This window comes from Streptosporangium sp. DT93, assembly GCF_049844535.1.
Taxonomy (GTDB): domain Bacteria; phylum Actinomycetota; class Actinomycetes; order Streptosporangiales; family Streptosporangiaceae; genus Streptosporangium.
On record NZ_JBNCLF010000014.1, the window covers coordinates 34,306 to 56,352 of the forward strand.

Here is a 22,047-nt window from a genome sequence, read left to right on the forward strand (position 1 = left end):
TCCTTCACTGCTCAGCTGAGCGAAGGGTGCGCAGGCCGGTGCGGATCTCGCTGACCAGGATTTCGGGCTGTTCCAAGGCCGCGAAATGCCCGCCCTTGTCGGCCTCGCCGTAGTGGATCAGATTGCTGTAGGTGTCTTCGATCCAGCTTCGCGGCAGGAGTGGGATGTCTCTTGGGAAGACGGTCACCGCGACCGGAAGCGTCAGCTTCGGACCGGCGAGAGTGCCCGATCTGTTCTCCCAATAGATGCGGCCGGACGACGCCGCGCTGTTGGTGAACCAGTGGAGGGATATCGCGTCGAGCATGTCGTCCATGCCGAGGCTGTCCTCGGCGAGCCCGTGGTTGTCGGTCTTGGACTGGAACTTCTCGTAGATCCAGGCTGCCTGACCGGCGGGAGAGTCCGCCAGGGCGAATCCGACGGTCTGCGGCTTCGTGCCCTGAAGGTGGTTGGACCCGCCGAGATCGCCGGTGTAGAGGGCGAGGGTCTCCACGGCGTGGCGCTCTTCGGGCGACAGGGTGTCGGGGATCTGTGCGGGAAAGGCGTACTGGGTGTTCAGGTGAATTCCGACAAGCCCCTCAGGTCGCATGGCCCCGAGGGCGGTGGTGACGACGGCGCCCCAGTCGCCGCCTTGCGCGGCCCATCTGGTGTAGCCGAGACGCTTCATCAGCTCCGCCCACGCGCTTGCGATGCGCGGTACGGTCCACCCGGTCTCCGTGGGCTTCCGGGAGAACCCGAACCCGGGAAGCGAGGGGACGACGACGTCGAATGAATCGGCGGCGTCTCCTCCGGACGAAACCGGATCGGTCAGCGGGCCGATCAGCTTCAGGAACTCGACGATCGAGCCCGGCCATCCGTGCGTGAGTATCAGCGGCATCGCGTTGGGGTTCTTGGACCTGACGTGGATGAAGTGGATGTCCAGCCCGTCGATCTCGGTCAGGAATTGGGGGAAGCGATTGACCTCGGATTCGAAGCGCCGCCAGTCGTAGCCGCGCTCCCAGTAGTCGACCAGAGATCTGGCGTTCTCTAAGCGAACCCCTTGCGACCAGTCGCCCACCGTTTCCGGATCCGGCCATCGAGTTCTGGCCAGTCGCTGCTTCAGGTCGTCGATCTCCGCGTCCGAGATCGAGACGGTGAACGGGCGGACGAGGGTCGGGGTCTGCGGCGTCGGTGCGGTCATGGCCTTCTCCTGAGCTTCGAAGCACAGCGCAACTCTCCGTTGCACACTGGTGTGCAATCTACGTCATTGCACACTGGTGTGCAACAATGCTGTCGTGCCTGCCGAGTCCTCCCGCGTGCGCTCGACGAACGAGACACGCGACCGCATCCTCGACGTCGCCCTCACCGTGCTGGGAGACAACCCCGACGCCGGAATGGGCGACATCGCCTCCGCTGCCGGCGTCGTCCGCCGCACGGTCTATGGCCATTTCCCCTCGCGTCTCGACCTGATTCGCACACTCACGCAACGGGCCGTCACCGAGATGACAGCCGTGCTCACCGAAGTCAACGCCTCCGACGCGGAGGCGGACGCGGCGTGGGTCGAATTCGTCGCCCGCATCTGGCCGGTGGCGCACCGGTACCGAGTGCTGCTGGCGCTGCGCCGCGGCGAGTACGGGGAGGCGATCCACGGCCTGCTCGGGCCGGTCGACGAGCTCCTCGCCGACCTCGTGAAACGGGGCCAGGACAGCGACGTGTTCGCACAGCACCTGCCGGCACGCCTTCTGAGCCAGGTCGCCTACGGCGTCGTGTTCGCCATCGCCGACAACGACCTGTCGCACGGAACCCACGGCGCCCGAGCAGCGACGATCACGAGCCTGCTGATGCTGGGAGTTCCCGAGAGGCGCGCCATCACTCTCGTGGGCGACCGGCCCTGACCCGCAGCACTCGACCGGAGCCGAGGATCGTCCCGCTCCGGACACGACATCGACACCGACACCGCACCCCCTACGCATCCGATGATTGTCGGCGCGGCACCGAATGTTCCTGGTGAGGGTTTCTGCCATCGAAGTTTGTCCTCCGCGTGGAGACGATGGGTCTGTGAGCAGGCAGATCGAGGATGATGCGGGCCGGCTCGCTCCAGAGCCTGTTCACGGCGGTCGTGCAAGGTCTTGTCGCCGCTTCCCCGGTTTCCCAGAAGCGATCCCTCGCGTCGGGGAAACCGGGGTCGATTCGCTGGAGGTGATGGGGGTTTCGGACCTGGGTCTCGTTTCGGACCTGTTCTCGTATGGCTACGGCGAACGGACATGTAGCCCTGTGTCATCGCGCTGGTCCTCGTTTCCCCTGGCGGGGCGCCTCGCTGAGCTGAACGAGTGATCGCGGGTCAGGTGGAGGGGCACGGGTGCGGCAGGACCGGGAGCCGGAGGACCTGATCGAGGTCTGGACGCTGCTCGAAGACGACATCAAGAGGGTGCGGCCCGGTCGGGTGTGATCAGGGTGCGAGCACGACCGTCTTGCCGGGTAGCCGCCCGGTGCCGGCTTCCTCATGCACGGCGGCCAGCTCGGCCACCGGGCGGTGGGCGGCGACGTGGAGCCGGAGCTTGCCGGCATCCACCTTGGCGACCAGCTCGGCCAGCTGGGCTCCGTCGCTGCGGACCCACAGGCTCGCGCTGCGCACTCCCCGGGCGGGGTCCTCGGGAACCGGGCCGGCCGTGCTGACGGCGACCCCGCCGTCGGCGACGTAGTTCGTCAGCCGCGCGAGCTCCTCGGGGGAGACGCGCACATGGTTCACCACGACCTGGAACGGACCGCCCACGGCGGCCGGGCCTGCGGCGGGGGCGAGGGGGCCCACGACCCGGTCCGCGCCGTAGCCCCGAAGGCGGTCGGCGTACTGCGGCGCGTCCACTGCGGTCACGTGCGCTCCCGCGTCGACGGCGAGCTGCACCACGAGGCTGCCGACCGCGCCCCCCGCCCCATTGACCAGGACGCTCTGACCGGGCTTCAGTTCGGCGAGCTCGAACGTCGTCTGCCATGCCGCCAGGCCGGTCAGCGGCAGCGCCGCGGCGTCGACCAGCTCGGTCGTCCGGGGCGCCGGGGCCAGGGACTCGGCCGGGGCGAGCACGTACTCGGCGGCGCCGCCGGCGGAGTCGAGGGGCAGCATCGCCACGACCCGGTCACCGACCTCCAGGCCGATCACGTCCGCGCCGAGTTCAGCGACGGTGCCCGCCAGGTCGATCCCCGGCACGTACGGGAGAGTGATCGGGATCATCTCGGCCAGGACACCGGCGCGGATGTGGTCGTCGACCGGGTTGAACGATGTGGCCGCCACCCGCACCAGCACCTGCCCGGTGCCGGGGACCGGACGGTCGACGTCCTCGAAGCGCAGGACCTCGCTGCTGCCGAACTCGTGGAAACGCATTGCCTTCATGGCACTTTCCTCCGGGGTGTATTGATGTCGTCGCCAGCGGATGAGGCGATCAGGCGGGAAGGTGAAGCACGTCGAGGCGCTCAGGTGAGCTGCACCGACCGGGTGGAGTTGCCCATCACCATGCGGTCGATGGCGCTCACGGCGCTGCCGGGGTCATCGGCGGCGCCGACGGTGAGCAGCAGCGGGACGAAGTGGTCGGCCGTCGGATGCGCGGCCGCTGTCCGCGGCGGAAAGGGGAAAGGCGGGCCGTCCGGGGTGGCCAGGTTGCTCGTGGTGGTGATCGAAATCAGCTCCTTCACTTGCCTCGACAAGTATTTTCGCTTGCCTTGGCAAGTGAAAAAGTACCTCATCAAGAGTTGCCCAGGCAAGTGATGTGAGTTGTCCGGGCAAGTATGATGGGTCTCATGGACACTCAGTCGCCCTGGCTCGCCGACGACCAGCAGGACCTGTGGCAGGCGCTGCTCACGGTCGTCATCGCCCTCCCGGCGGCCCTCGACCGCCAGCTGCAGCGAGACGCGGGCATCTCCAACTTCGAGTACGGGGTTCTGGCCCGGCTGTCCATGGCCGACGAAGCCACAATGCGGCTCAGCGACCTTGCCCGGGTCTGCGACAGCACCCTGCCCCGCCTGTCGAAGGTGATGGATCGCTTCGAAGCACGCGGCTGGGTCGCCCGCCGACCCGACCCCGGCGACGGCCGGTACACGCTCGCCACCCTGGCCGACGCCGGCCGGCAGAAACTCGTCGAGAGCGCACCGGAACATGTCGCGCAGGTGAAGCGGCTCGTGTTCGATCCGCTCAGCGCCGCGCAGCGCCGCCACCTCGGGGCCGCACTCACCCGCATCGCCGCTACCGTGCGCCGGGAAACCGAAGGAGGCTGAGCGCCGTCCTCGGTCGGGGCCTTCCGGTCAGTCCTGCCACGCCGGCGATGTGGTACGTGGGGAAGGTGGGACCTTGTCGACGATGTAGCTGTACGCCGTGGCGGAACCGCGCTCCCCCCGGACCGGGACGATGACACGCCGAACACCGTCAGAGAGCAACCACAGCTTCTCTCGCAAACGACCCATTCTCAGAGCAAGATCAAAAAGGGTGGTCCAGAGATCGCGAAGTCCTGAATCGGTTCGCAGAAGCCGTTCTCATGCAAAGGTGGGTGCGGAGTATTTCTGAGAATCGTTCGTGACAGCATCCGGAGACATGGCCGTCCCTCCAGAGACTGTCCCAAGCGACGCCGACGACATCGAGCGCCACCCCTGCCCGCGCTGCACGGCCGAGCGCGGGACGCCGGCGGCACGCCCCCGGAGTGCCGCCGGGGCCTGTCAGGTGAGGGCCGCGCGGAGCCAGTCGGCGGCCGTCGCCAGCCAGTCGGGGCGGGCGTTGCCGAGCAGGTGGTCGCCGTGCGGGACGTTCAGGTACCGCCCGTGCGGGGCCAGGCGGGCCAGCGCCTCGCAGTTGACCATACCGGGGACGATGTCCTGGCCGCCGTCCACCACCAGCAGCGGGGAGGCGATCCGCGGGGCGAGGGCCGACAGGTCGACCTGGCCGGCGAAGCGGCGGGCCGCCTCCTTTCCGCCCGCGCGCTGGACGAGGATGTCGCGCAACGGGGGCGGCAGGTCGTCCCAGTCCAGCCGGAAGGCACCGCTGACGGCGACCGTGGCCGCGACGCGAGGTTCCCGGGCGGCGCTCTCGGCGACGTAGTAGCCGCCGACGCTGAGACCGACGAGCCCGACGCGCTCGACGCCGAGCTCGTCGACGACCCGGCCGACCACGCGGTGGTAGTCGGCGCGGACCGTGGTGGTGGCCGCGAGCACGCCCTGGCCCGGCCCGTCCATGGCGAACACGGCCAGGCCCCGGCGCAGCAGCGCGCCGATCACGTCGTGGAACTCCTCCTTGCCGGAGTCCAGCCCGGGGACCACGACCGCGGTGGCCGCGGCGCCGGCCGGGCCGCGCAGCCAGCCGGCGAAGTCCCGCCCCTCGATCCGGCGCGCCGCCGGGTCCAGCAGGTCCAGCGCACGGCCCATGGCGGCGTCGGCCTCGGCGGCCGCGAGCGCCCGCTCACGGTTCGGCCCCAGGGTGGCGAAGTGGAACCAGCGCGCCGCCACCTGGAAGTGCTCGCCCGACGAGATCGCCGTGGCCGCCTGCCCGGCGCGCGCCAGGTGCTCACCCGCGACGCGCATGAAGGCCTCGCCCCACCCGTCGAGGTCGGTGAGCTCGCCGGTGACGCGCAGGTACTCGTGCGGGTCCAGCCCGGCCCCGGTCGCGCGCGACAGGTTGAGGGCGGCGAAGTCGGTGACGCTCATCGTGATGCTCCTGTCGTCAGCACGGCATTGCCGCGGACACGGCGTTCTCTGAGATCGACCAGGACGTCGGCGGTCCGGCTCCAGTCGTCGGTACGGCCGATCTCCGGGTGCAGCCGCCCGCCGGCCACCAGGCGTACCAGGGTCGCCAGGTCGGCGCCGTAGGGGGCGCCGGCGTAGTGGAAGTGCCGGATCACGGCGTTCTCCGGACCGGCGAGCAGGTCGAAGAAGTTCACGGTCGCCGGGACACGGCCGGCCTGGCCGAACCAGACCAGTGTGCCGCCCGGGACCAGCCTGGCCAGGGCGTCCGCGAGCACGCCGCCCCCGACGGACTCCAGCACCACGTCGAACGGCCCGTCCGCGTAGGCCACGTCGTGCACGACCGCCGCGGCGCCCAGCTCGCGCAGGCGCGCGCCGCGCTCCGCGGTGGCGGTCACCGCGGTCACCTCCGCCCCCGCGGCGGCGGCCAGCTCGGTCAGGTAGTGCCCCACCCCGCCCGAGGCGCCGGTCAGCAGCAGCCGCCTGCCCGTCACGGCGCCGGCCGCGCGCAGCAGCCGCAGCGCGGTGATCCCGGCCAGCGGCAGGGCGGCCGCCCGGACGGCGTCGATCCCGTCGGGCAGGACGGCGACGGAGTGGGTGGGCACGGCCGCGTACTCGGCCCAGCCTCCCCCCGGGGGGTGGCCCACCACCCGGGTGCCGGCCGGTGGCCCCGAGCCGTCGGCGGCGGCCTGCACGACCAGGCCGGCCACGTCCTTGCCGGGCGCCAGGCCGGCCGCCGGCGCTTCCAGCAGGAAGGTCTCCCCGCGATTCGGTGAGAACGCCTCGACCTTGATCAGCACCTCGTCCGGGGCGGGAGCGGGCTGAGCGTCCTCGGTGAACTCCACCGGTCGCCTCATGTCTCCGGTGGGAATCAATCTACGCATGCGGCCATGGAAGCGGCATGCGGGCCGCGCGATCCAACAACGGGCACGAGGGCCCGACAACCATCGGTTGTCACCTAGGGTGACAGGCGTGGATCTCGACCTGGCGCAGGTACGCGCGTTCGTGCGGACCGCCGAGGGACTGCACTTCGGCCACGCGGCCGAGGAGCTGTCGATCTCCCAGCAGGCGCTCTCCAAGCGGATCGCCCGCCTGGAGTCCGTCCTCGGCAGGCGTCTGCTCGACCGCGGCGGCCAGGGGGTCCGGCTCACCGAGGCCGGGCGGCGTTTCCTGGAGCCCGCCCGGCGGGCGCTGGCCGCCGCGGACCTGGCGGTGGCGGCCGCGCTGGACACGCGCCGCCCGTTGCGGATCGACGTGTGGGGTCACCTGTACGCGCCCATGCGCACGCTGGCACAGGTGGCGGCCGGCGAGCCTCCCCTGGAGCCGGGGCACGGCCGCGACCTGCCGGCGGTGATCGCCGCGCTGCTGCACGGCGACGTCGACGCCGCCTTCGGCCGCGTCCACGCGCCGCTGCCCGCCGGGATCACGCACCGCCTGGTGCGCCTGGAGCCGGTGGACGTGGTCCTCGGCGCGGACCACCCGCTGGCGGACGCGCCGGAGATCCGTCCGGCGCAGCTGCGCGACAGCGTGCTGTGGTCCCCGGGATCACTCGACCGGCTGGACTTCCTGCACCGCTTCGCCGACTCCTTCGGCATCCGCGACCGCGCCGAGGGCGCGAACCTGGGGCTGGACCGCTTCCTGGCCGACCTGGCGGCCGGCGAGCGCCGTTTCGGCCTGATGCCCGCGGACGTGCCGCTCCCGGCCGGCCCGGCGATCCGCTCGGTCCCGCTGGTGGGACCCACGCCCCTGTACGCCTGGTCGCTGCTCTGGCGCGGCGACGGCGGCCATCCGCTGCTGAAGGACCTGGTGGGCGCCTTCGTGTCGGCGGCGGAGCGCAACCGCTGGCTGGAGTACGACCCCGCCCGCGACTGGCTGCCCGAACGCCACCCCACAGGCGACGGCGTACCGGCCCGGCCGGGGTGAGCCCCCGCGGGACCGGGAACGGGACAGGTATTCTCGTCAGTGATCGTCGAGTTCGGCCTGCCAGTCCTTCACCGGTCCGGTGCTCGTACGACGTCGGCCCGAGCGGTCATTTTCTCGGATACCGGTCAGGAGCTCGCAGGGCTCTCGCCGTTCCTGTGTGCCTCCCGGTGCTGCTTGCGAGCCTCACACATCGCGGCCTTCTTCGCCGGTTCGATGTGAGGGGCCCTGGTTGTGGGCGTGGAGGGCGTGGTTGTGGGCCTGGGGGGCGTCCGCAGGCCCGCGACACGGCGGCGGGCGTCGCGATGCCGCCGCACCCCCGGCGGCGGGCCGCTGTCTCCGTCGTGGCCGCGGTTGTGAGGCCGGACCACCCCGGCGCAGCCGGGAACCGGCCAGGGCGAGCACGACCGTGGCATAGCCGCAGAGCACGGCGGCCCCGGCCCACCAGGCGAGCGGGTAGTAGCCTGCCGATGGAGCGTAATGGGCAACCACCTGCGGATACTCCTGGATGGTCTGCGTGACGGCGAAACCGGCGGCAGGGGTGAGGCGCAGCAGCCACCTGGCCGTTCCGTCGGGCAGGACCGCCAGGAGGTGCGGGAGGACGACCGCCGAGAGCGTGACGAGGACCGCCGCCCAGGTTCGCCGCAGCAACGCGCCGAGAGCGAGCGCGAGGACGGCTGCGATCGCGAGCAGCGCCGCGACACCGACGACGACCCGCAGTCCCGTGAGGGCCGGCGCCGAAACGACGCCGAGGCCGTTGACGCGCATGGCCTCCGGGCCGAACGGCACCACGACCGCCGCATCGCCGATCCCGCCGAATAAGTAGATCGCACGAAGCGGTCACTCATGCGCCGGTTTTCGGCTGTCAGCGGTTAGCGGTACGTTTTCCCAGGTTGGAAGCATTTCAGGTGGCGGGAACCACAGCTCCCGTAAGCTACCTCCTCGGAAATCCGGACAAAACGGACAGTGTTCACCCCGGGCACGGAAGACGTTGGACGCCAGGCCGGACGAGAACCGCCCTTCACCGCCGCGACCGGACGGCGCAGCGGTCGAAAGGACTATGCGGTATAAACGGTGCGCTCCACTCGGGCGCGATCCATGAAATGAGTTCCGGTGCTGACTGAGTTCTTGCGTGACCAATGCTTCACGACGGCGTGGTTCGGGCTGATGGCCTTCGTGTGGTTCGGCTGGGCGCAGGAGGACCCGCCCCGGCGCTGGCGGATCTGGCTGGGCGCGGGGTCGGTGCTGGGCGTCGGGCTGGCCGTGGCCTTCGGGGTGCTGACTGCCGCGAACTGGGATCAGCCGAGCGCGCTGGAGGGCAGGTACGCCTGGTTCGGAGTCCTGGTCGTGGCCGAGGTCATCGCCGCGGGGGCCGGATGCCTGGTGCTGGCCAGGCGCGGCGCACCCCGATGGATGGCCTGGTGGGTCGCGGTGGTCGTGGCGGTGCATTTCCTGCCGCTGGCGTGGCTGCTGAACGACATCGGTGTGGCTGTCGTCGGCGTCGTCCAACTGGTCGTGCTCGGGTCGGTGGTGCCACATCTGCGCGGTACCCACACACCGAGCAGCCGATCAGCCGGACCGATCATGGGCGCGACCCTGCTGCTGAGTGCCGCGATCAGTGCGGTCCTCACGGCCCCAGGATTGTGAGGACCTCCCCGACCGATATCGGCCTGACGGCTGCCCGCTCGTGCCGGGAGGAGGGCCGGTCGGCGAGTTTTGATGCCGTGCCGGGATCGAGCAGGGCTGTCGGCCGGCGGGCGGCGCTTCACGGCCGCACCCCACCGGGGAGTCCCGGTGAGGCCGATCTCACCGGCACCGGCGTACGCCGCGAGGGCTTCGAGCCGGCGGGGTACGGCAGCGGACCGCGCCTGCCCCGGTCACGGACGGAGCCCGCTCTCTCAGGCCGCGCTCAGCCGGCGGCGGCGCCGAACCACCTGGGCAGCCGGTCGAGCAGGTCCCGCTGGTCCTCACCGGCCCACGCCACGTGGCCGTCCGGCCGCAGCAGCACCGCGGGCACGTCCAGCTCCTCGCTGACGTCGACGACGTGGTCGACCCGGTCCGCCCAGCCCGCCACCGAGAGCCGGCCGGTCTGGTCGAGCAGCAGCCCGCGGCCGCCGCGCGTCAGCTCGTAGAGGCGGCCGCGCTTCAGCGCCACGTCCCGCATCCGCCGGCCGAGCAGTTCGTGCCCCTCGCCGAGGTCGTAGCGGACCCCGATCGCGATGATCTTCTCGATCAGGTGGCGGTTCACGTCCTCGAAGTCCATCAGTTCCGCCAGCAGCCGCCGCACTGCCCGCGGCCCCGGCTCGGCGGACATCAGCTCCATCTGCGCGCGGGTGTTGTCCAGCACGTCGGCGGCCACCGGGTGCCGTTCGGTGTGGTAGCTGTCCAGCAGCCCCTCCGGTGCCCAGCCGTTCACCTCGGCGGCCAGCTTCCAGCCCAGGTTGAACGCGTCCTGGACACCGAGGTTGAGCCCCTGCCCGCCGACCGGGGGGTGGATGTGCGCCGCGTCGCCGGCCAGCAGCACCCGGCCGCTCCGGTAGCGCTCGGCCAGCCGGGTGGCGTCACCGAACCGGGACAGCCAGCGCGGCGAGTGCACGCCGAAGTCGGTGCCGGCGAAGACCCGCAGCCGCTGCTTGAAGTCCTCCAGGGTCGGCGGGACCGAGCGGTCCTCGGCGACCCCGCCGGCGGGCACGACCACCCGGTACACGCCCTCCCCGAAGGGGCCGACGCCGAACCTCAGGTGGGTCCTGCGGACTTCGGCCACCACGGCGGCCAGCGTCTCCGGTGGCACGGCCACCTCCATCTCGCCCAGCAGGGTGTCGTTCCTGGAGGGCTCGCCGGGGAAGCCGACGCCGAGCAGCCTGCGCACCGTGCTGCGGCCGCCGTCGCAGCCGACGAGGTAGCGCGAGCGCAACCGCGTGCCGTCGGCCAGCTCGACGGTCACCCCGCGCTCGTCCTGGCTCAGCCCGATCAGCTCGCGGCCACGCCGGATCTCGGCGCCGAGCTCGGTGGCGCGCTCGGCGAGCAGGCGGTCGGTGACGGGCTGCGGGATGCCGAGGACGTAGGGATGCGTGGTGTCCAGCCCCTTGGGCGAGGGCTTGGTGATGGCGGCGAAGAACCCGCCGACCGGATGCTGGCGGCCGAGCGCGAGGAAGCGCTCCAGCAGGCCGCGCTGGTCCATCACCTCGATGCTGCGCACGTGCAGGCCGAGCGAACGGACGTACGCGGTCGGCTCCGTCTCCTTCTCCAGCACGAGCACCCGCACGCCGTGCAGCCGCAACTCGGCGGCCAGCATCAAGCCGGTCGGCCCGCCACCGGCGATGATCACGTCGATCATGAAACCCCTATTCGACAAGATTGCGTCTTCAGCCAGATGCTCCGCGCACCCCGTGCTCTCGCGCCGCGCCCCACCGGCGGTCCGGCGTCCCGCGAGCCCCACGTCGACACGGCACGCGTACCGCGCGAACCTCTGATTTCCCCAGGTTCTGGCTCCGGCCGATGATTCTGCAGCACGACCCGGGTCTTGCCGCAAGCCCCCCGGTGCGCTATACGTTGAAAGTGGCAAGGAGTGGTCTACCTCCTTGCCTTTACCTTTTGTCGGCCGCTGTTCGCCGTCCGCTACGGACGGACCGGCTCCTCCCGACGCGAAGCCGCCACCGGTCCCGGACGCATCCAGGGCACATCCCGCCTCGCCCGCGTTGCCGGGAGGCGTGACGAACCACCGAAACACTCCTGAGCCGGGATTTCGTCGTCGCGGAACACCGCCGGGCCCCTGCGACGCGATCAGCCCCTACGGGTGATCCGGCCGGCCGCACCGACGGGCCGTTGCCGTCCCCTCCCACTCCGGACGAGGGACCGGCTCCACGAAGATGCCGCCGTAGGTGGCGGGGAGACCGGCCCCGTCGCCGGCCCGGCCCTGGACTGCGGGGTCATGTTTCCATACGGCAAACGGATGAGCGCCTACGCAGCCCTGGCCGAGCCGCACCGCAGGAAGATTCTCGACCTGCTGCGTGAGGGCGAGCGGCCCGCCGGGGAGCTGGTGAAACCCCTTCCGGCCGCGCCGGAAGGGGGCCTCTTCGATCCGGTGGAGACCGACTTTGGTCGGCTCCGGCCCCTACCGAAGCACGATGGAAGCGGGACGGGTGAGTGGTTGGCTCTCGGGCATGACGGCATCCCTTCATCCGGGCCCTCGGGGCACCCGTGGCTGATCCGGCGACGGCGGTCCCGTCCCGGCCGACGCCCCTGGCGGCGCGCGCCCCGGGACCCGACCTGGCGCGCGGTCTCATGTTGTTGTTCATCGCCCTGGCCAACACGCACTACTTCCTGCGGGGCCCGTCGGTGCTCGGCGGCTACCCGCGGGGCGGCTCGGGCGTCGACGCGGCCGTCGTCTGGTTCATCTCGACGTTCGTCGACGGACGGGCGTTCCCGATGTTCGGGGCCCTGTTCGGGTACGGCATCGCCCGGATCGCCGACCGGCAGCGGGAACGCGGTCCGCGGGCGGTGCGCCGGTTGCTGTGGCGGCGCGGCCTCGTGCTGGTGGTCGTGGGGTTCGCGCACGCGGTGCTGCTCTACGCCGGCGACATCCTGGCGGCGTACGGCGTGCTGCTGCTGGCGGGGGCGTGGGCGGTGCGCTGGAGGGACCGGTGGCTGCTCGCCGTGGCCCTGCTGTTCTTCCTGGTCACGGCGCTGCCGGACGGGGCCTCGTCGACCGTGGGAACCGACCCGCCGGACGTCGCGATGCTCCCGCCGGACGTGCTCACGATGATCGTCACCCGGGCCCAGGCGTCCCTCTACGTCGCCCTTCTCGGCCCTCTCGGGTTCGTGTGCCCGTTCCTGATCGGGGTGTGGGCGGGACGCCGGCGCGTCCTGGAGCGGCCGGAGCTCCACCTGACGGCGCTGCGCGTCGCGGCGTCGGCCGGGATCGGCGCCGCGGTGCTCGGCGCCCAGCCGGTCGCGCTGGTGCTCGCCGGCGTGGTGGCGCCCCCGGCCCGGCCGCTCCTGGAGTCGCTGGGCTCCCTGCACGACGCGACGGGGACCCTGGGCGGCCTCGGCTACGCCGCCGCGCTGTCGCTCGTCGCCGTCCGGCTCCGGGCGCGCGCCCCCGGGCCGGTGCTCCTGGCGATCACCGCCGCCGGTCAGCGGTCGATGACCTGCTACCTGGCCCAGTCGGTCGTCTGGGCCCTCGTCTTCACCCCGTTCCTGCTCGATCTCTCCGGAACCCTGACGGTCGCCACCACCGCGCTGCTGGCCGCCGGCACGTGGCTGATCACCGTGGTGGTCGCCGACCGGATGCGGCGGGCGGGGCACCGGGGGCCGTTCGAGGTGCTGGTACGGCGCGTCACCTACCGGTGACCGTCGCCGGTGAAGGCGGTGGGGGCACCTGCGGCGGTGGTCTCGACACCGGATCCCCGGCGGGTCCGCGAACCGCTGCGCGACCGGGATCAACGCGGTCGCGCATCGCGCCATGCCGACGGGCGCGTTTGAGGGCAAGGACGCGGCGGCGGGTGGCGTAGCCATACAGCGACGGCAGGCTCGACGGGCGCCGCGACACCGCCGCCGGGGCCAGGGCCAGGGCGACGCCGGACCGGGAAAGGCCGGTGCGCGCGGTGCCGGCGCCGTCGCGGTAGTGCGTCAGGTGGCCCTCGCTCACCTGCAGCAGACCGACGCCCGGGAGCTCAACGGTCAGCCGGCGCAGGAAGGCGTCGACGTCGGCCGGGCGGGCGCGCCGGGTGGTGACGGCCTTGCCCGCGCGCACCCAGGCTGCGACCGTCGACCAGGTCGCGGTCTTCAGCGCGTCGACGGCGTCGACGTCGGCCGCCCGCACCTCGCCGCCGTCGCCGTCGCCGCCGTCGCCGCGGGCCCGGCGAGGACGAAGGCCCGGGATGTCGCCGACGGTGGACACCATCGGAGCGGGCAGCGCCACGGCGCCCGTCCCGGAGACGGTGCCGGGGGAGATGGTGCCGGGCCGGATGACGTCGGTGGGGATGATCTCGGTCACGCTGTCGCCGATCTCACGTCGATCTCCCATAATTGGCATCGTGTGAGATCGAAACCCGGCGGAAGACGACCCCGGACGACCCCGTCCGGTGGCCGGGCCGGATCGCACCACTTCACCCGCGCACAGGTAAGGGTGTCTCGAATGTCGCGAAACTCAGGATCGCGCCGTACGGCTCGCTGCTCCGGTCCCGGCGCCGAGGTGGCTCGGCTGAGGGAAACGACGTCGACCCCACCCCAGGGCTGGAGCGGCGTCGAGACGGTGAGCACCGGAACACTACGACCTTTCGAGGAGGTCGGGATGCAGGCCGCACACCTCAGGGCCTGGGATCCAGGCGACTTCGCACCCGGCCGCGTCAGCCGCAGCCGCTGCACCTGGGGCGGAAACGGCCCCGACGCCCCCTGCACCGAAGAGATCAAATACACCGTCACCGACCGCATCAACCGTCGATGGTCCAGCTGCGAACACCACCTGAACGCCTACGACAACTCCCGGCCGACCCCCTGAACAGAGCACCCGCCCGGAAACAATCTTCGCCCTGGTCCTACCAGATCTGAAGGAGCTTGGTTATGCGCTCAGCACTCCCACGCGCGCTGATGGCGGCGGTCATCGCCCTCGCGGTGGTCCTCGTCCCGGCCGGGCCCGCGTCCGCGGGCATCTGGCAGCTCTCCGACGGCTTCGAACCGGCGTCGAACCCGGCCGCCCGGTGGACGTTCACCGACCAGGGCGACTGCGACACCCCCTACTTCCAGAGCGCCGGCGTCGCCTCGCCCCGTACCGGCACCGGCATGGCCGGCCTGCGCGTCAGCAACACCGGCGGGTGGTGCTCGATCAGCCGGACCATCTCCCTCACCCCGGTGCCCGCCCACCCCGGCGCCCGCTGCACCGCAGGCGTCTGGCTGGACCTGCGCAACGCCGCGGCGACCTTCAACCTGGAGGTCATCAACCCGGCCAACTGGAACTACATCGCCCTGAAGACGGTACCGGTGGACCAGACGGCGAACGGCTGGCGCCTGCACACGGTGAGCTGGACCGCGCAGCGCTCCGATGTCGTGCTGCGGCTGACCGTGGCAAAGGCCTTCAACCACCTGTTCGCCCCCCTCGCCGAACTCGACGACGTCGTCGTCCAGTGCGCCTACTGACTGTTCTGGCTCAGTGAAAGTGGCACGCGTCCAGCTCGAAAGCCCTTGGCCGTGCCACCTTCATCGAGCCGGGCCACCGTTGCCCGGGAACCCGGACCGAGCGGCGTCCCTGCGGTGGCCGGGCACAGTGCGGCCGACCTCGTGGTGGCGGAGCCGACGCACGCCCGGATCCGGGACGGCATCGCCGCGAACCCCCGCCGGGCCTGCCGGCGCCAGAGCCAGGCATGTGCCGACCGGTGCGCGGCCGAGGGGCGGAGCCCGCTCCCGGCGACCGCGCCGATCTTCACCGAGTACGCATCATCACGGTAGCGCGCCAGGGACGACCTGAACCTGCTCGGCCGCCGCAGCCTCACCGCCGGCCCGAGCTCACCGCCGACCAGGCAACCCCTCGCCCGGCGGCTGTACGACGCCAGGGTCAAGACCGTCCAGCAGGTCGCCGCCCTGCTCGGCGTGCCCCGCTTCACCTGTACGGGCACCCGAAGGGCGACGCCGTACGCCGCCGGCCGAGTAAGCCCTCCGAGAGGGCGTAGGCGGGACGCGGGGTAGGCCGGCCGGTCCGCTCGGGGTCGCGTCCTGGCAGGAGCCCGAGACCGAACTGGTGGGAAGATGCGGGAATCGGGATGTAAGAAAGCCTTCCTTCGGACCACTTGCTCCATGAATGTTTGTCCCCGGCCGAAGGAACCGGCTTGCCGAACCCCCCTGAGCGCTTCACCGCGCTCTACAACACCTACCAGGCGCGGGTGTACGGCTACGTGGCAAGTCGCGCCGGACATCACCTCGCGGAGGAAGTGGTCAGCGAGACCTTCCTGGTGGCCTGGCGGCGTCTGGACAGCATCCCCGGCCACGCGCAGTTGCCATGGCTCCTTCGCGTCGCGCGCAACATTCTGCGCGACAACTTCCGGCAGGCCGCCCGGCGCGGGTCGCTGGAAGCCGAACTGCGAACGTGGATGGAGGAGGCGGCCACCGACGTGGGCGAACACGCCACCGAGCGCGTCGCCGTACTCCGCGCCCTGGCCGGTTTGTCGGAAGCCGACACAGAGATCCTGACCCTGACCACCTGGCACGGCCTGTCCACCACGGAGGCGGCCGAGGTACTCGGCTGCACCAAGGCCGCCTTCTTCGTCCGCTTGCATCGAGCGCGCCGCCGGCTGCAGTCGGCGATCGACGCCACCGGTCCCGCCCCGTCCCGTCCCGTCCCGAAAGCCTGTGACCGTTCCAGGAAGGAAACTGCGATGAGCCGCAAGCCCGATGCGATGGACCTGCTCGCCATGGCCCGCCCGGCTTCGCTGGACCGCGGATCGCGTATCTCCGCTGACGACATGCTGTTCATGGCCACCGCCGAGGCACCAGGAGAACCCTCGCGCGGGCCATCGCGCCCGAGACGGACCCCGCCGGCTGCCCCGGCTTCGCGGACCCGGGCACGCCTGTGGGTCCTGTGGGCGCCGCTGTCCACGGCCGCGATCGTGGCCCTGGTCTTCGCGCTGGTGACGGACCTGGCGTGGCCCCCGCCGTGCTCGGTCCGCCGAGGACCAACCAGGAGCTGTTCGACCTGGCAGACAGGATCGAGAAGCTCCCCGCGGAGAGCGGCGCCTACTGGCGCGAGGTGAGGATCGACGGCAGCCACCTGTCCACCGGTGGCTACAGGCTCGTGGTGGTCGGCCGCCGCGAGACCTGGCAGCCGCGCGACCCGGCTGATCTGGTGCTCACGCAGGTGTGGCGGCAGGACAGCGCCCGCCCGGCCACGGCCGAGGACGAGCGCGCCTGGCGGGCGGCGGGAGCTTCCGCCCGGGTCAAGGGGCACTGTGCGACCGGCGGGCCGTGCGGTTCGATTCCGGTCGCCGACGAGCCGGAGGACTGCAGGTACACCCTGAGGATGGATCCCACCGGAAACTATCCCGACACCACGGTCGGCGAGTTCACCATGGCCGATCTGGCCGCGATCCCCACCGAGCCGGCCGCGCTCATGAAGCAGCTCCGCGCCTACCACGAGATCTGGAACCGCCGCGGCTTCACGCAGTCTTTCGAGACGTTCCTGCCGACCACCGTGAACCTCCTGGGCATGCCGCTCGGCCCTGCCCAGCGCGCCGCGATCATCCGCGTCCTGGCCGGTCTGCCGGCCACCAAGGTCGTGGGCACGGTGACGGATCCGCTGGGCAGAAAGGGCATATCCGTGGACTTCGGCGGGGCGGGAGGCTCCCTGGTGTACTCCGACAAGCCGCGCAAGGAATTGCCGGTCCACGACAGGCAGACCCTCGACCCGGGGACGGGGGAGACGCTCTCGCGCGTTTCCCACGCGGCCCGCACCGCTCTGGGGGCGACCAGGGGTGAGGTCATGGGCTACCAGGCCCACGGCCCCGAGCCGGGCTGGACCAGCTCGCCGGCTTCTCCACCGAAGGGGTGCAAGCAGGGGAAGTGAAGGGGGGCCGATCCCGGCGGCGACGAGCGCGCGGCCGGGGTCTGCGCGGTGGAGGAGTCAGCTGACAGGCGCGTTCACACAGTTCCTGTAGCCGGATCTCGGTGTCGCGCGATGCCGGCCCGCGGGGACAGGCGTTCTGTGTCCACCCCGGCAAGGAGAGCCACCGAAAGGTCTTCGGCGAGGACGTGCTCACCTTCGCCCTGGCGCTGCGCGACAAGTGCGTGCCGGTTTTCGACATCGCCAGCAAGCCGACGGTCAAAACCGGGGTCGACGCGGGCAGGAACCCCTCCCTGGCCTCGCTCTACCGCACCCTGGCCGAGGCCGGCGACCTGAGGCGGGACACCGTCGGCCCCCTCGGGTGATCGACCGGGGCTCTCAGCGTCCGACCATGTTCATGTGCGCCTCGTTGTAGCGGTCGCCGGCCACGCCGACCCTGGCGGCCAGGGCGTCCAGGTCGGCCCGCTCGTCCGCGGACAGTCCCACCGCGGTCGCGCCGGCGTTCTCCCGCAGACGGGATGGGCGGCGGGTGCCCGGGATGGGGACGATCCACGGCCGCTGGGCCAGCAGCCATGCCAGCGCGAGTTGTCCCGGCGTGGCGCCCTTGGCCTCGGCCAGCGCGCGCAGGTGATCCACCAGGGCCTGGTTGGCCGAGAGGTTCCCGGCCTCGAAGCGGGGGATGGTGGCCCGGATGTCGTCGTCGGAGAAGGATGCCCCCGCGTTCACGGCGCCGGTCAGGAATCCCTTGCCCAGCGGGCTGAACGGCACGAACCCGATGCCCAGCTCCGCGCACGCGGGCAGCACCTCGGGTTCGGGGTCGCGGGTCCACAGCGAGTACTCCGACTGCACCGCGGTGACCGGGTGCACGGCGTGGGCCTTGCGGATCGTGGCGGCCCCGGCCTCCGACAGGCCGAAGTGTGTGACCTTGCCCGCCCGTACCAGCTCGCCGACCGTTCCGGCGACGTCCTCGATCGGCACTGCCGGGTCCACCCGGTGCTGGTAGAACAGGTCGATCGTCTCCACGCCCAGGCGGCGCAGGGAGGCGTCGGCGGCCTTGCGGATCTGCCCGGGCCGGGAGTTCAGGCCGACGGCCCTGCCGTCGGCGATGTCCCAGCCGAACTTGGTGGCGACCTGCACCCGCTCACGGATCGGGCCGACGGCCTCGCCGACGAGCTCCTCGTTGAGGTAGGGGCCGTAGACCTCGGCGGTGTCGAGAAAGGTCACCCCGGCCTCCACCGCGGACCGGATCACATCGATCATGTCCTGGCGGGTGCCCGGGTTGGGGCCGTAGCTCTGTGACATGCCCATGCAGCCCAGCCCCAGGGCCGACACCTCAAAACCTTGTCCCAGGGTCCTGGTGTGCACTCCCACCTCCATGATCGGCGACCGGGCGCGACCGGTCTCGGCCAGTATCGACGAGGACGCCCGAAGACAGCCACCGGGCCTCGATCAAGCCTGTCCCTGTGAACGGCCGGATCGGACGGGCTGCTGTACCTCCGCACCCAGGCTCGGGCCGAGGTTCTGGGCCAAGGTCGAGCCGTTTGCCCATGTCACGCTCGAACGTGCCGTACAGGTTCAGATGCGTCCAGAACAAGGCCGACAAGCCGCGCCGGTCGGCGTCGGTGAGCCTCTTGCGCCACGTCGGCTCGGCTGCTTCCGCTGACACGGCGGCGGTCTCCGGTCGCCGCTCACGCCACCCCGCCGCGTGAACCCCTCCGGCCCGCAGCAGCCGCCGCCGGCGCTTTCGCCGGTCTCATGCTCGGCCTGGGCGCGGTGGCGCTGCTGGTCGGCGGGGTCGGCGTGGCCAACACGATGGTGATCTCCGTGCTCGAGCGGCGCGGGGAGATCGGCCTGCGCCGCTCGCTGGGGGCGACCCGGGGGCAGGTGCGCGTGCAGTTCCTGGCCGAGTCGCTGCTGCTGTCGGCGATCGGAGGGGTGGCGGGGCGGCGCTCGGCGCGCTGGGAAGCGTCGGCTACGCCGCCTCCAAGGGGTGGCCGGCGGTGGTGCCGCCCTGGGCTTTCGGCGGCGCGATCGGCGCGACGCTGGTCACCGGCACGCTCGCCGGGCTGTACCCGGCGATGCGTACCGCGCGCCTGCCTCCCACCGAGGCACTGGCGGCGGCCTGAGCCGCGGGTCCCGAGCCGCCGGCCCTGGTCCTGAGCGGCGGGTCCCGAGCCGCGGGCCCTGAGCCGCCGGTCCTGGGCCGCCGGTCCGGGGTCGCGGACGGCCGTGACCGGCTCGGGGACGGCCGTGACCGGCTCGCGGGGCGTACGGTCCCCGCGGGCCGGTCTCAGGTGTCGAGGGGCGCGCGAGGGCCGAGGGGGTTGCCGGGGGAGTGGTCGCCGAGGACGATGAGCAGCTTGCGCAGCAGATCGGCGAGCCGGTCGCGGTCGTCGCCGCTCAGCTCGCCCAGGAGCCTCGCCTCCAGGTCGACGTGGGCGGTGACGACCGGATCGATCAGCTCCCGGCCGCGCCCGGTCAGCGTGACCAGCACGCTGCGCCGGTTGAGGGGGTCGACCTCGCGGGTCACCAGCTCCCTGGCGACCAGGCGGTCGATCCGGTTGGTGATCGCTCCGGAGGTGACCATCGACGCCTCGACGAGCTGCCCCGCGGTGAGCCGGAAGGGGGGCCCGGAGCGGCGCAGCGTCCCCAGGATGTCGAACTCCCACAGCTGCAGGTCGTGGGTGGCGAAGTGGTCGCGCAGCTCGCGCTCCAGCAGGCGGCAGGCGCGCTGGATACGGGCCACCACGCCCATCGGGGAGGGGTCGATGTCGGGCCGCTCGGCCCGCCACTGGTCCATCCGCCAGTCGACGTTGTCCTCCACGGGCCCGCCACCCCCAGAACATCTCAACGTGAAACTGTTTGACGTCATCCTAACGGGTGACTACATTCCTCAACGCTGAACATTTCAACGTTAAGGAGATTGGGCGATGCCGATCCCGAGCCGGCCGGACGCCGGCCTGTCCCCGCCCACCGGCACCCTGGGACTGACCGCGCTGACGGCGGCCGCGCCGGTCAGCTGGGGCACCACCTACCTGGTCACCACCGAGTTCCTGCCGACCGGCCACCCGCTGGTGTCCGGGGTGATCCGCGCCCTGCCGGCCGGGCTGGTGCTGCTCGCCCTCACCCGCAGGGTGCCGCGCGGGGCGTGGCTGTGGCGCTCGCTGCTGCTGGGCACCCTCAACATCGGCGCGCTGTTCGCGCTGCTGTTCGTCGCCGCCTACCGGTTGCCCGGCGGCGTCGCGGCGACCCTCACCGCCGTCCAGCCCCTGTTCGTCGTCGGCCTGGCGTTCCTGCTGCTGGGGGAGAGGCCCACGCCCTGGCGGCTGGGCTGGGGCCTGGCCGGGGTGGCGGGCGTCGGGCTGATCGTCCTGCGCGGCCGGCTCTCCTTCGACCCGCTCGGCCTGCTGGCCGGCGTCGCGGCCGCGGGCGTGATGGCCGGGGGGATCGTCCTGACCAAGCGCTGGGGACGCCCTCCCGGCGCCGGCGCGGCGACCGTCGCCGCCTGGCAGCTCACCGCGGGCGGACTGGTGCTCCTGCCGCCCGCGCTCGCCTTCGAGGGGCTCCCGCCCGCGCTGGACCTTCGCGCGATCGGCGGTTACGCGTGGCTGGCGGTCGTGGGCGCCCTGCTGTCCTTCGTGGTCTGGTTCCACGGCATCGGCAGGCTGCCCGTGGTCGCGGTGTCGTTTCTGACCCTGCTCTCACCCATGGTCGCCACGGTCCTGGGCGCGGTGTTCCTCGGCGAGTCCCTGACGCCCTGGCAGGGCGCCGGGTTCGTGCTCGCACTGGCCGCCATCGCCGCCGCGCAACTGTCCCCCGGCGCCACCCGTGCCCCCGTCCCCGCCACCACCACCACCACCACAGGAGCCTGAACGTGTCCCGCACCGTACTGATCACCGGAGCCACCGGAACCGTCTCCACCGCGCTGATGGACGCGCTGGAGGGCACGGGGGTGAACCTCCGCGCCCTGGTGCGCGAGGGCTCCGCCGCGGACGGCCCGCGCGCGCGGGGCGCCGAGGTCGTCACCGGCGACCTCGACGACGCCCGGTCGCTGCCGCCCGCCTTCGAGGGCGTGCAGGACGTGTGGCTGCTCGTCCCCAACGGCCCCCGCGCGCCGGAGAACGCCATGAACGCCATGTGGGCCGCGCGCCAGGCCGGTGTGGAGCGCGTCGTGCGCCTGTCGGTCGTCGGCGCGGCGCACGACGCGCCGAACCGCAGCGGCAGGCTGCACGCGCTGTCGGACCGCGAGACCGAACGCTGCGGCATGCGCTGGACCGTCCTGCGCCCCCACTGGTTCATGCAGAACCTGCTGAACGAGGCCGGCGACATCCGCGCCACCGGCACGTTCTCGCTGAACATGGCCTCGGCGCGGATCGGCATGATCGACGTCCGCGACATCGCCGAGTGCGCCGCCCGCGTGCTCCTGGACGACCTCGGCCGCCACCACGGCCGGACCTACACCCTCACCGGCCCGTGCTCGCTGACGTTCGACGAGGTCGCCGCGCGAGCGGGGCTCGCCCTGGGCCGGCCCGTCGCCTACCTGCCGGTCGGCGACGACACCAGGCGCGCGACGCTGCTGGGGTACGGCGTCCCGGGATGGATCGTCGACATGCTGGAGGAGTACGCGCGGGCGTACGCCTCCGGCTGGGGGGACCTCACCACCGACACGGTCGCCTCCCTTCTGGGCCGCCCGCCGCGCGACGTCGCCGACTTCGTCCGCGACCACGCCGCCGCGTTCGCCCCGGCCGGGGGCGGCTGAGCCCGCGCCCCGCCGCATCCGGGACCGCACCCCTCCGGATCGGCGACCGGATCCGCCCTCGCGCCGCGTCTCGGTTCGTTCCGGTTCGGCGTACGGACAGGGCGGTCGTCCCCGGCGCAGGGCGGCA

General features: G+C 72.0%; 23 protein-coding genes and 1 pseudogene. 14 read left to right on the forward strand and 10 right to left on the reverse strand.

Annotation, left to right across the window (positions count from 1 at the left end; all coding sequences use genetic code 11):
- Positions 1-4 precede the first annotated feature (4 nt).
- Entirely contained in the window at positions 5-1,177 is a 1,173-nt protein-coding gene (locus tag ACLQ2R_RS26700; RefSeq protein ID WP_425963376.1) for an epoxide hydrolase family protein, read from the reverse strand.
- Positions 1,178-1,271: 94 nt separating this feature from the next.
- Between ACLQ2R_RS26700 and ACLQ2R_RS26705 the strand changes: the two genes are divergently transcribed.
- Positions 1,272-1,871: a TetR/AcrR family transcriptional regulator gene (locus ACLQ2R_RS26705; RefSeq protein ID WP_425963378.1), complete on the forward strand. Its 600-nt coding sequence runs from the start codon at positions 1,272-1,274 to the stop codon at positions 1,869-1,871.
- Positions 1,872-2,425: 554 nt separating this feature from the next.
- Here ACLQ2R_RS26705 and ACLQ2R_RS26710 read toward each other — a convergent pair.
- Positions 2,426-3,361: an NADP-dependent oxidoreductase gene (locus tag ACLQ2R_RS26710; RefSeq protein ID WP_425963379.1), complete on the reverse strand. Its 936-nt coding sequence runs from the start codon at positions 3,359-3,361 to the stop codon at positions 2,426-2,428.
- 80 nt (positions 3,362-3,441) lie between these two features.
- Positions 3,442-3,660, reverse strand: coding sequence for a hypothetical protein (locus ACLQ2R_RS26715; protein WP_425963380.1), 219 nt, complete (start codon positions 3,658-3,660; stop codon positions 3,442-3,444).
- 105 nt (positions 3,661-3,765) lie between these two features.
- Here ACLQ2R_RS26715 and ACLQ2R_RS26720 point away from each other — a divergent pair, with 105 nt between their 5' ends.
- Positions 3,766-4,239, forward strand: coding sequence for a MarR family winged helix-turn-helix transcriptional regulator (locus tag ACLQ2R_RS26720; protein WP_425963381.1), 474 nt, complete (start codon positions 3,766-3,768; stop codon positions 4,237-4,239).
- Between the two features lie 435 nt (positions 4,240-4,674).
- On the opposite strand, the gene ACLQ2R_RS26725 is transcribed toward ACLQ2R_RS26720, so the two are convergent.
- A complete protein-coding gene (locus tag ACLQ2R_RS26725) occupies positions 4,675-5,655 on the reverse strand; it encodes an alpha/beta hydrolase family protein (RefSeq protein WP_425963382.1) in 981 nt (326 codons plus the stop codon).
- On the reverse strand, positions 5,652-6,575 hold the full coding sequence (locus ACLQ2R_RS26730; RefSeq protein WP_425963383.1) for a zinc-binding dehydrogenase: 924 nt from the start codon (positions 6,573-6,575) through the stop codon (positions 5,652-5,654). The genes ACLQ2R_RS26725 and ACLQ2R_RS26730 overlap by 4 nt, the downstream gene beginning before the upstream one ends.
- Before the next feature lie 88 nt (positions 6,576-6,663).
- Between ACLQ2R_RS26730 and ACLQ2R_RS26735 the strand changes: the two genes are divergently transcribed.
- On the forward strand, positions 6,664-7,614 hold the full coding sequence (locus ACLQ2R_RS26735) for a LysR family transcriptional regulator (RefSeq protein WP_425963384.1): 951 nt from the start codon (positions 6,664-6,666) through the stop codon (positions 7,612-7,614).
- 183 nt (positions 7,615-7,797) lie between these two features.
- Here ACLQ2R_RS26735 and ACLQ2R_RS26740 read toward each other — a convergent pair whose 3' ends face one another.
- Complete coding sequence (locus tag ACLQ2R_RS26740) at positions 7,798-8,379, reverse strand: hypothetical protein (RefSeq protein ID WP_425963385.1); 582 nt, start codon at positions 8,377-8,379, stop codon at positions 7,798-7,800.
- Positions 8,380-8,724: 345 nt separating this feature from the next.
- On the opposite strand from ACLQ2R_RS26740, the gene ACLQ2R_RS26745 reads away from it, so the two are divergent.
- The gene (locus ACLQ2R_RS26745; RefSeq protein ID WP_425963387.1) at positions 8,725-9,258 is read left to right on the forward strand and encodes a hypothetical protein; all 534 of its coding nucleotides are present in this window, start codon (positions 8,725-8,727) and stop codon (positions 9,256-9,258) included.
- 262 nt (positions 9,259-9,520) lie between these two features.
- Here ACLQ2R_RS26745 and rox read toward each other — a convergent pair whose 3' ends face one another.
- On the reverse strand, positions 9,521-10,948 hold the full coding sequence (gene rox / locus ACLQ2R_RS26750) for a rifampin monooxygenase (RefSeq protein WP_425963388.1): 1,428 nt from the start codon (positions 10,946-10,948) through the stop codon (positions 9,521-9,523).
- 863 nt (positions 10,949-11,811) lie between these two features.
- Here rox and ACLQ2R_RS26755 point away from each other — a divergent pair.
- Entirely contained in the window at positions 11,812-12,963 is a 1,152-nt protein-coding gene (locus tag ACLQ2R_RS26755) for a DUF418 domain-containing protein (RefSeq protein WP_425963389.1), read from the forward strand.
- Here the strand turns inward: ACLQ2R_RS26755 and ACLQ2R_RS26760 are convergent.
- The gene (locus tag ACLQ2R_RS26760) at positions 12,950-13,639 is read right to left on the reverse strand and encodes a hypothetical protein (protein WP_425963390.1); all 690 of its coding nucleotides are present in this window, start codon (positions 13,637-13,639) and stop codon (positions 12,950-12,952) included. The genes ACLQ2R_RS26755 and ACLQ2R_RS26760 overlap by 14 nt on opposite strands.
- A gap of 267 nt (positions 13,640-13,906) precedes the next feature.
- Here ACLQ2R_RS26760 and ACLQ2R_RS26765 point away from each other — a divergent pair, with 267 nt between their 5' ends.
- From ACLQ2R_RS26765 to ACLQ2R_RS26785, 5 genes are all read left to right on the forward strand, one after another.
- Complete coding sequence (locus ACLQ2R_RS26765) at positions 13,907-14,113, forward strand: hypothetical protein (protein WP_425963392.1); 207 nt, start codon at positions 13,907-13,909, stop codon at positions 14,111-14,113.
- A gap of 62 nt (positions 14,114-14,175) precedes the next feature.
- Positions 14,176-14,748, forward strand: a complete 573-nt coding sequence (locus ACLQ2R_RS26770; protein ID WP_425963394.1) for a hypothetical protein — start codon at positions 14,176-14,178, stop codon at positions 14,746-14,748.
- A gap of 686 nt (positions 14,749-15,434) precedes the next feature.
- Positions 15,435-16,355 (forward strand): RNA polymerase sigma factor, encoded by a 921-nt coding sequence (locus ACLQ2R_RS26775; RefSeq protein WP_425963395.1) that lies wholly within the window; start codon positions 15,435-15,437, stop codon positions 16,353-16,355.
- On the forward strand, positions 16,247-17,164 hold the full coding sequence (locus ACLQ2R_RS26780) for a hypothetical protein (RefSeq protein ID WP_425963396.1): 918 nt from the start codon (positions 16,247-16,249) through the stop codon (positions 17,162-17,164). Before ACLQ2R_RS26775 ends, ACLQ2R_RS26780 begins: the two co-directional genes overlap by 109 nt.
- Before the next feature lie 101 nt (positions 17,165-17,265).
- Complete coding sequence (locus tag ACLQ2R_RS26785) at positions 17,266-17,526, forward strand: hypothetical protein (RefSeq protein ID WP_425963397.1); 261 nt, start codon at positions 17,266-17,268, stop codon at positions 17,524-17,526.
- Between the two features lie 13 nt (positions 17,527-17,539).
- On the opposite strand, the gene ACLQ2R_RS26790 is transcribed toward ACLQ2R_RS26785, so the two are convergent.
- A complete protein-coding gene (locus ACLQ2R_RS26790) occupies positions 17,540-18,526 on the reverse strand; it encodes an aldo/keto reductase (protein WP_425963398.1) in 987 nt (328 codons plus the stop codon).
- 447 nt (positions 18,527-18,973) lie between these two features.
- Here ACLQ2R_RS26790 and ACLQ2R_RS26795 point away from each other — a divergent pair.
- Together ACLQ2R_RS26795 and ACLQ2R_RS26800 are read left to right on the forward strand one after the other, a co-directional pair.
- Positions 18,974-19,045, forward strand: a pseudogene (locus ACLQ2R_RS26795) (hypothetical protein); the annotation flags it as partial.
- Positions 19,046-19,161: 116 nt separating this feature from the next.
- Positions 19,162-19,287: a hypothetical protein gene (locus ACLQ2R_RS26800; RefSeq protein WP_425963651.1), complete on the forward strand. Its 126-nt coding sequence runs from the start codon at positions 19,162-19,164 to the stop codon at positions 19,285-19,287.
- A 164-nt stretch (positions 19,288-19,451) separates the two neighbouring features.
- On the opposite strand, the gene ACLQ2R_RS26805 is transcribed toward ACLQ2R_RS26800, so the two are convergent.
- Complete coding sequence (locus ACLQ2R_RS26805) at positions 19,452-19,985, reverse strand: MarR family winged helix-turn-helix transcriptional regulator (RefSeq protein ID WP_425963399.1); 534 nt, start codon at positions 19,983-19,985, stop codon at positions 19,452-19,454.
- 106 nt (positions 19,986-20,091) lie between these two features.
- Here ACLQ2R_RS26805 and ACLQ2R_RS26810 point away from each other — a divergent pair, with 106 nt between their 5' ends.
- Together ACLQ2R_RS26810 and ACLQ2R_RS26815 are read left to right on the forward strand one after the other, a co-directional pair.
- Positions 20,092-21,033, forward strand: coding sequence for an EamA family transporter (locus tag ACLQ2R_RS26810; RefSeq protein WP_425963401.1), 942 nt, complete (start codon positions 20,092-20,094; stop codon positions 21,031-21,033).
- 2 nt (positions 21,034-21,035) lie between these two features.
- Positions 21,036-21,920, forward strand: coding sequence for an SDR family oxidoreductase (locus ACLQ2R_RS26815; protein ID WP_425963403.1), 885 nt, complete (start codon positions 21,036-21,038; stop codon positions 21,918-21,920).
- Positions 21,921-22,047 lie beyond the last annotated feature (127 nt).

Bases quoted from the DNA above. Each gene is read 5' to 3' on its own strand.
- ACLQ2R_RS26700 (WP_425963376.1), bottom strand. From the start codon at position 1,177: ATGACCGCACCGACGCCGCAGACCCCGACCCTCGTCCGCCCGTTCACC.
- ACLQ2R_RS26710 (WP_425963379.1), bottom strand. From the start codon at position 3,361: ATGAAGGCAATGCGTTTCCACGAGTTCGGCAGCAGCGAGGTCCTGCGC.
- ACLQ2R_RS26720 (WP_425963381.1), top strand. From the start codon at position 3,766: ATGGACACTCAGTCGCCCTGGCTCGCCGACGACCAGCAGGACCTGTGG.
- ACLQ2R_RS26725 (WP_425963382.1), bottom strand. From the start codon at position 5,655: ATGAGCGTCACCGACTTCGCCGCCCTCAACCTGTCGCGCGCGACCGGG.
- ACLQ2R_RS26730 (WP_425963383.1), bottom strand. From the start codon at position 6,575: ATGCGTAGATTGATTCCCACCGGAGACATGAGGCGACCGGTGGAGTTC.
- ACLQ2R_RS26740 (WP_425963385.1), bottom strand. From the start codon at position 8,379: ATGCGCGTCAACGGCCTCGGCGTCGTTTCGGCGCCGGCCCTCACGGGA.
- rox (WP_425963388.1), bottom strand. From the start codon at position 10,948: ATGATCGACGTGATCATCGCCGGTGGCGGGCCGACCGGCTTGATGCTG.
- ACLQ2R_RS26760 (WP_425963390.1), bottom strand. From the start codon at position 13,639: ATGGGAGATCGACGTGAGATCGGCGACAGCGTGACCGAGATCATCCCC.
- ACLQ2R_RS26765 (WP_425963392.1), top strand. From the start codon at position 13,907: ATGCAGGCCGCACACCTCAGGGCCTGGGATCCAGGCGACTTCGCACCC.
- ACLQ2R_RS26770 (WP_425963394.1), top strand. From the start codon at position 14,176: ATGCGCTCAGCACTCCCACGCGCGCTGATGGCGGCGGTCATCGCCCTC.
- ACLQ2R_RS26810 (WP_425963401.1), top strand. From the start codon at position 20,092: ATGCCGATCCCGAGCCGGCCGGACGCCGGCCTGTCCCCGCCCACCGGC.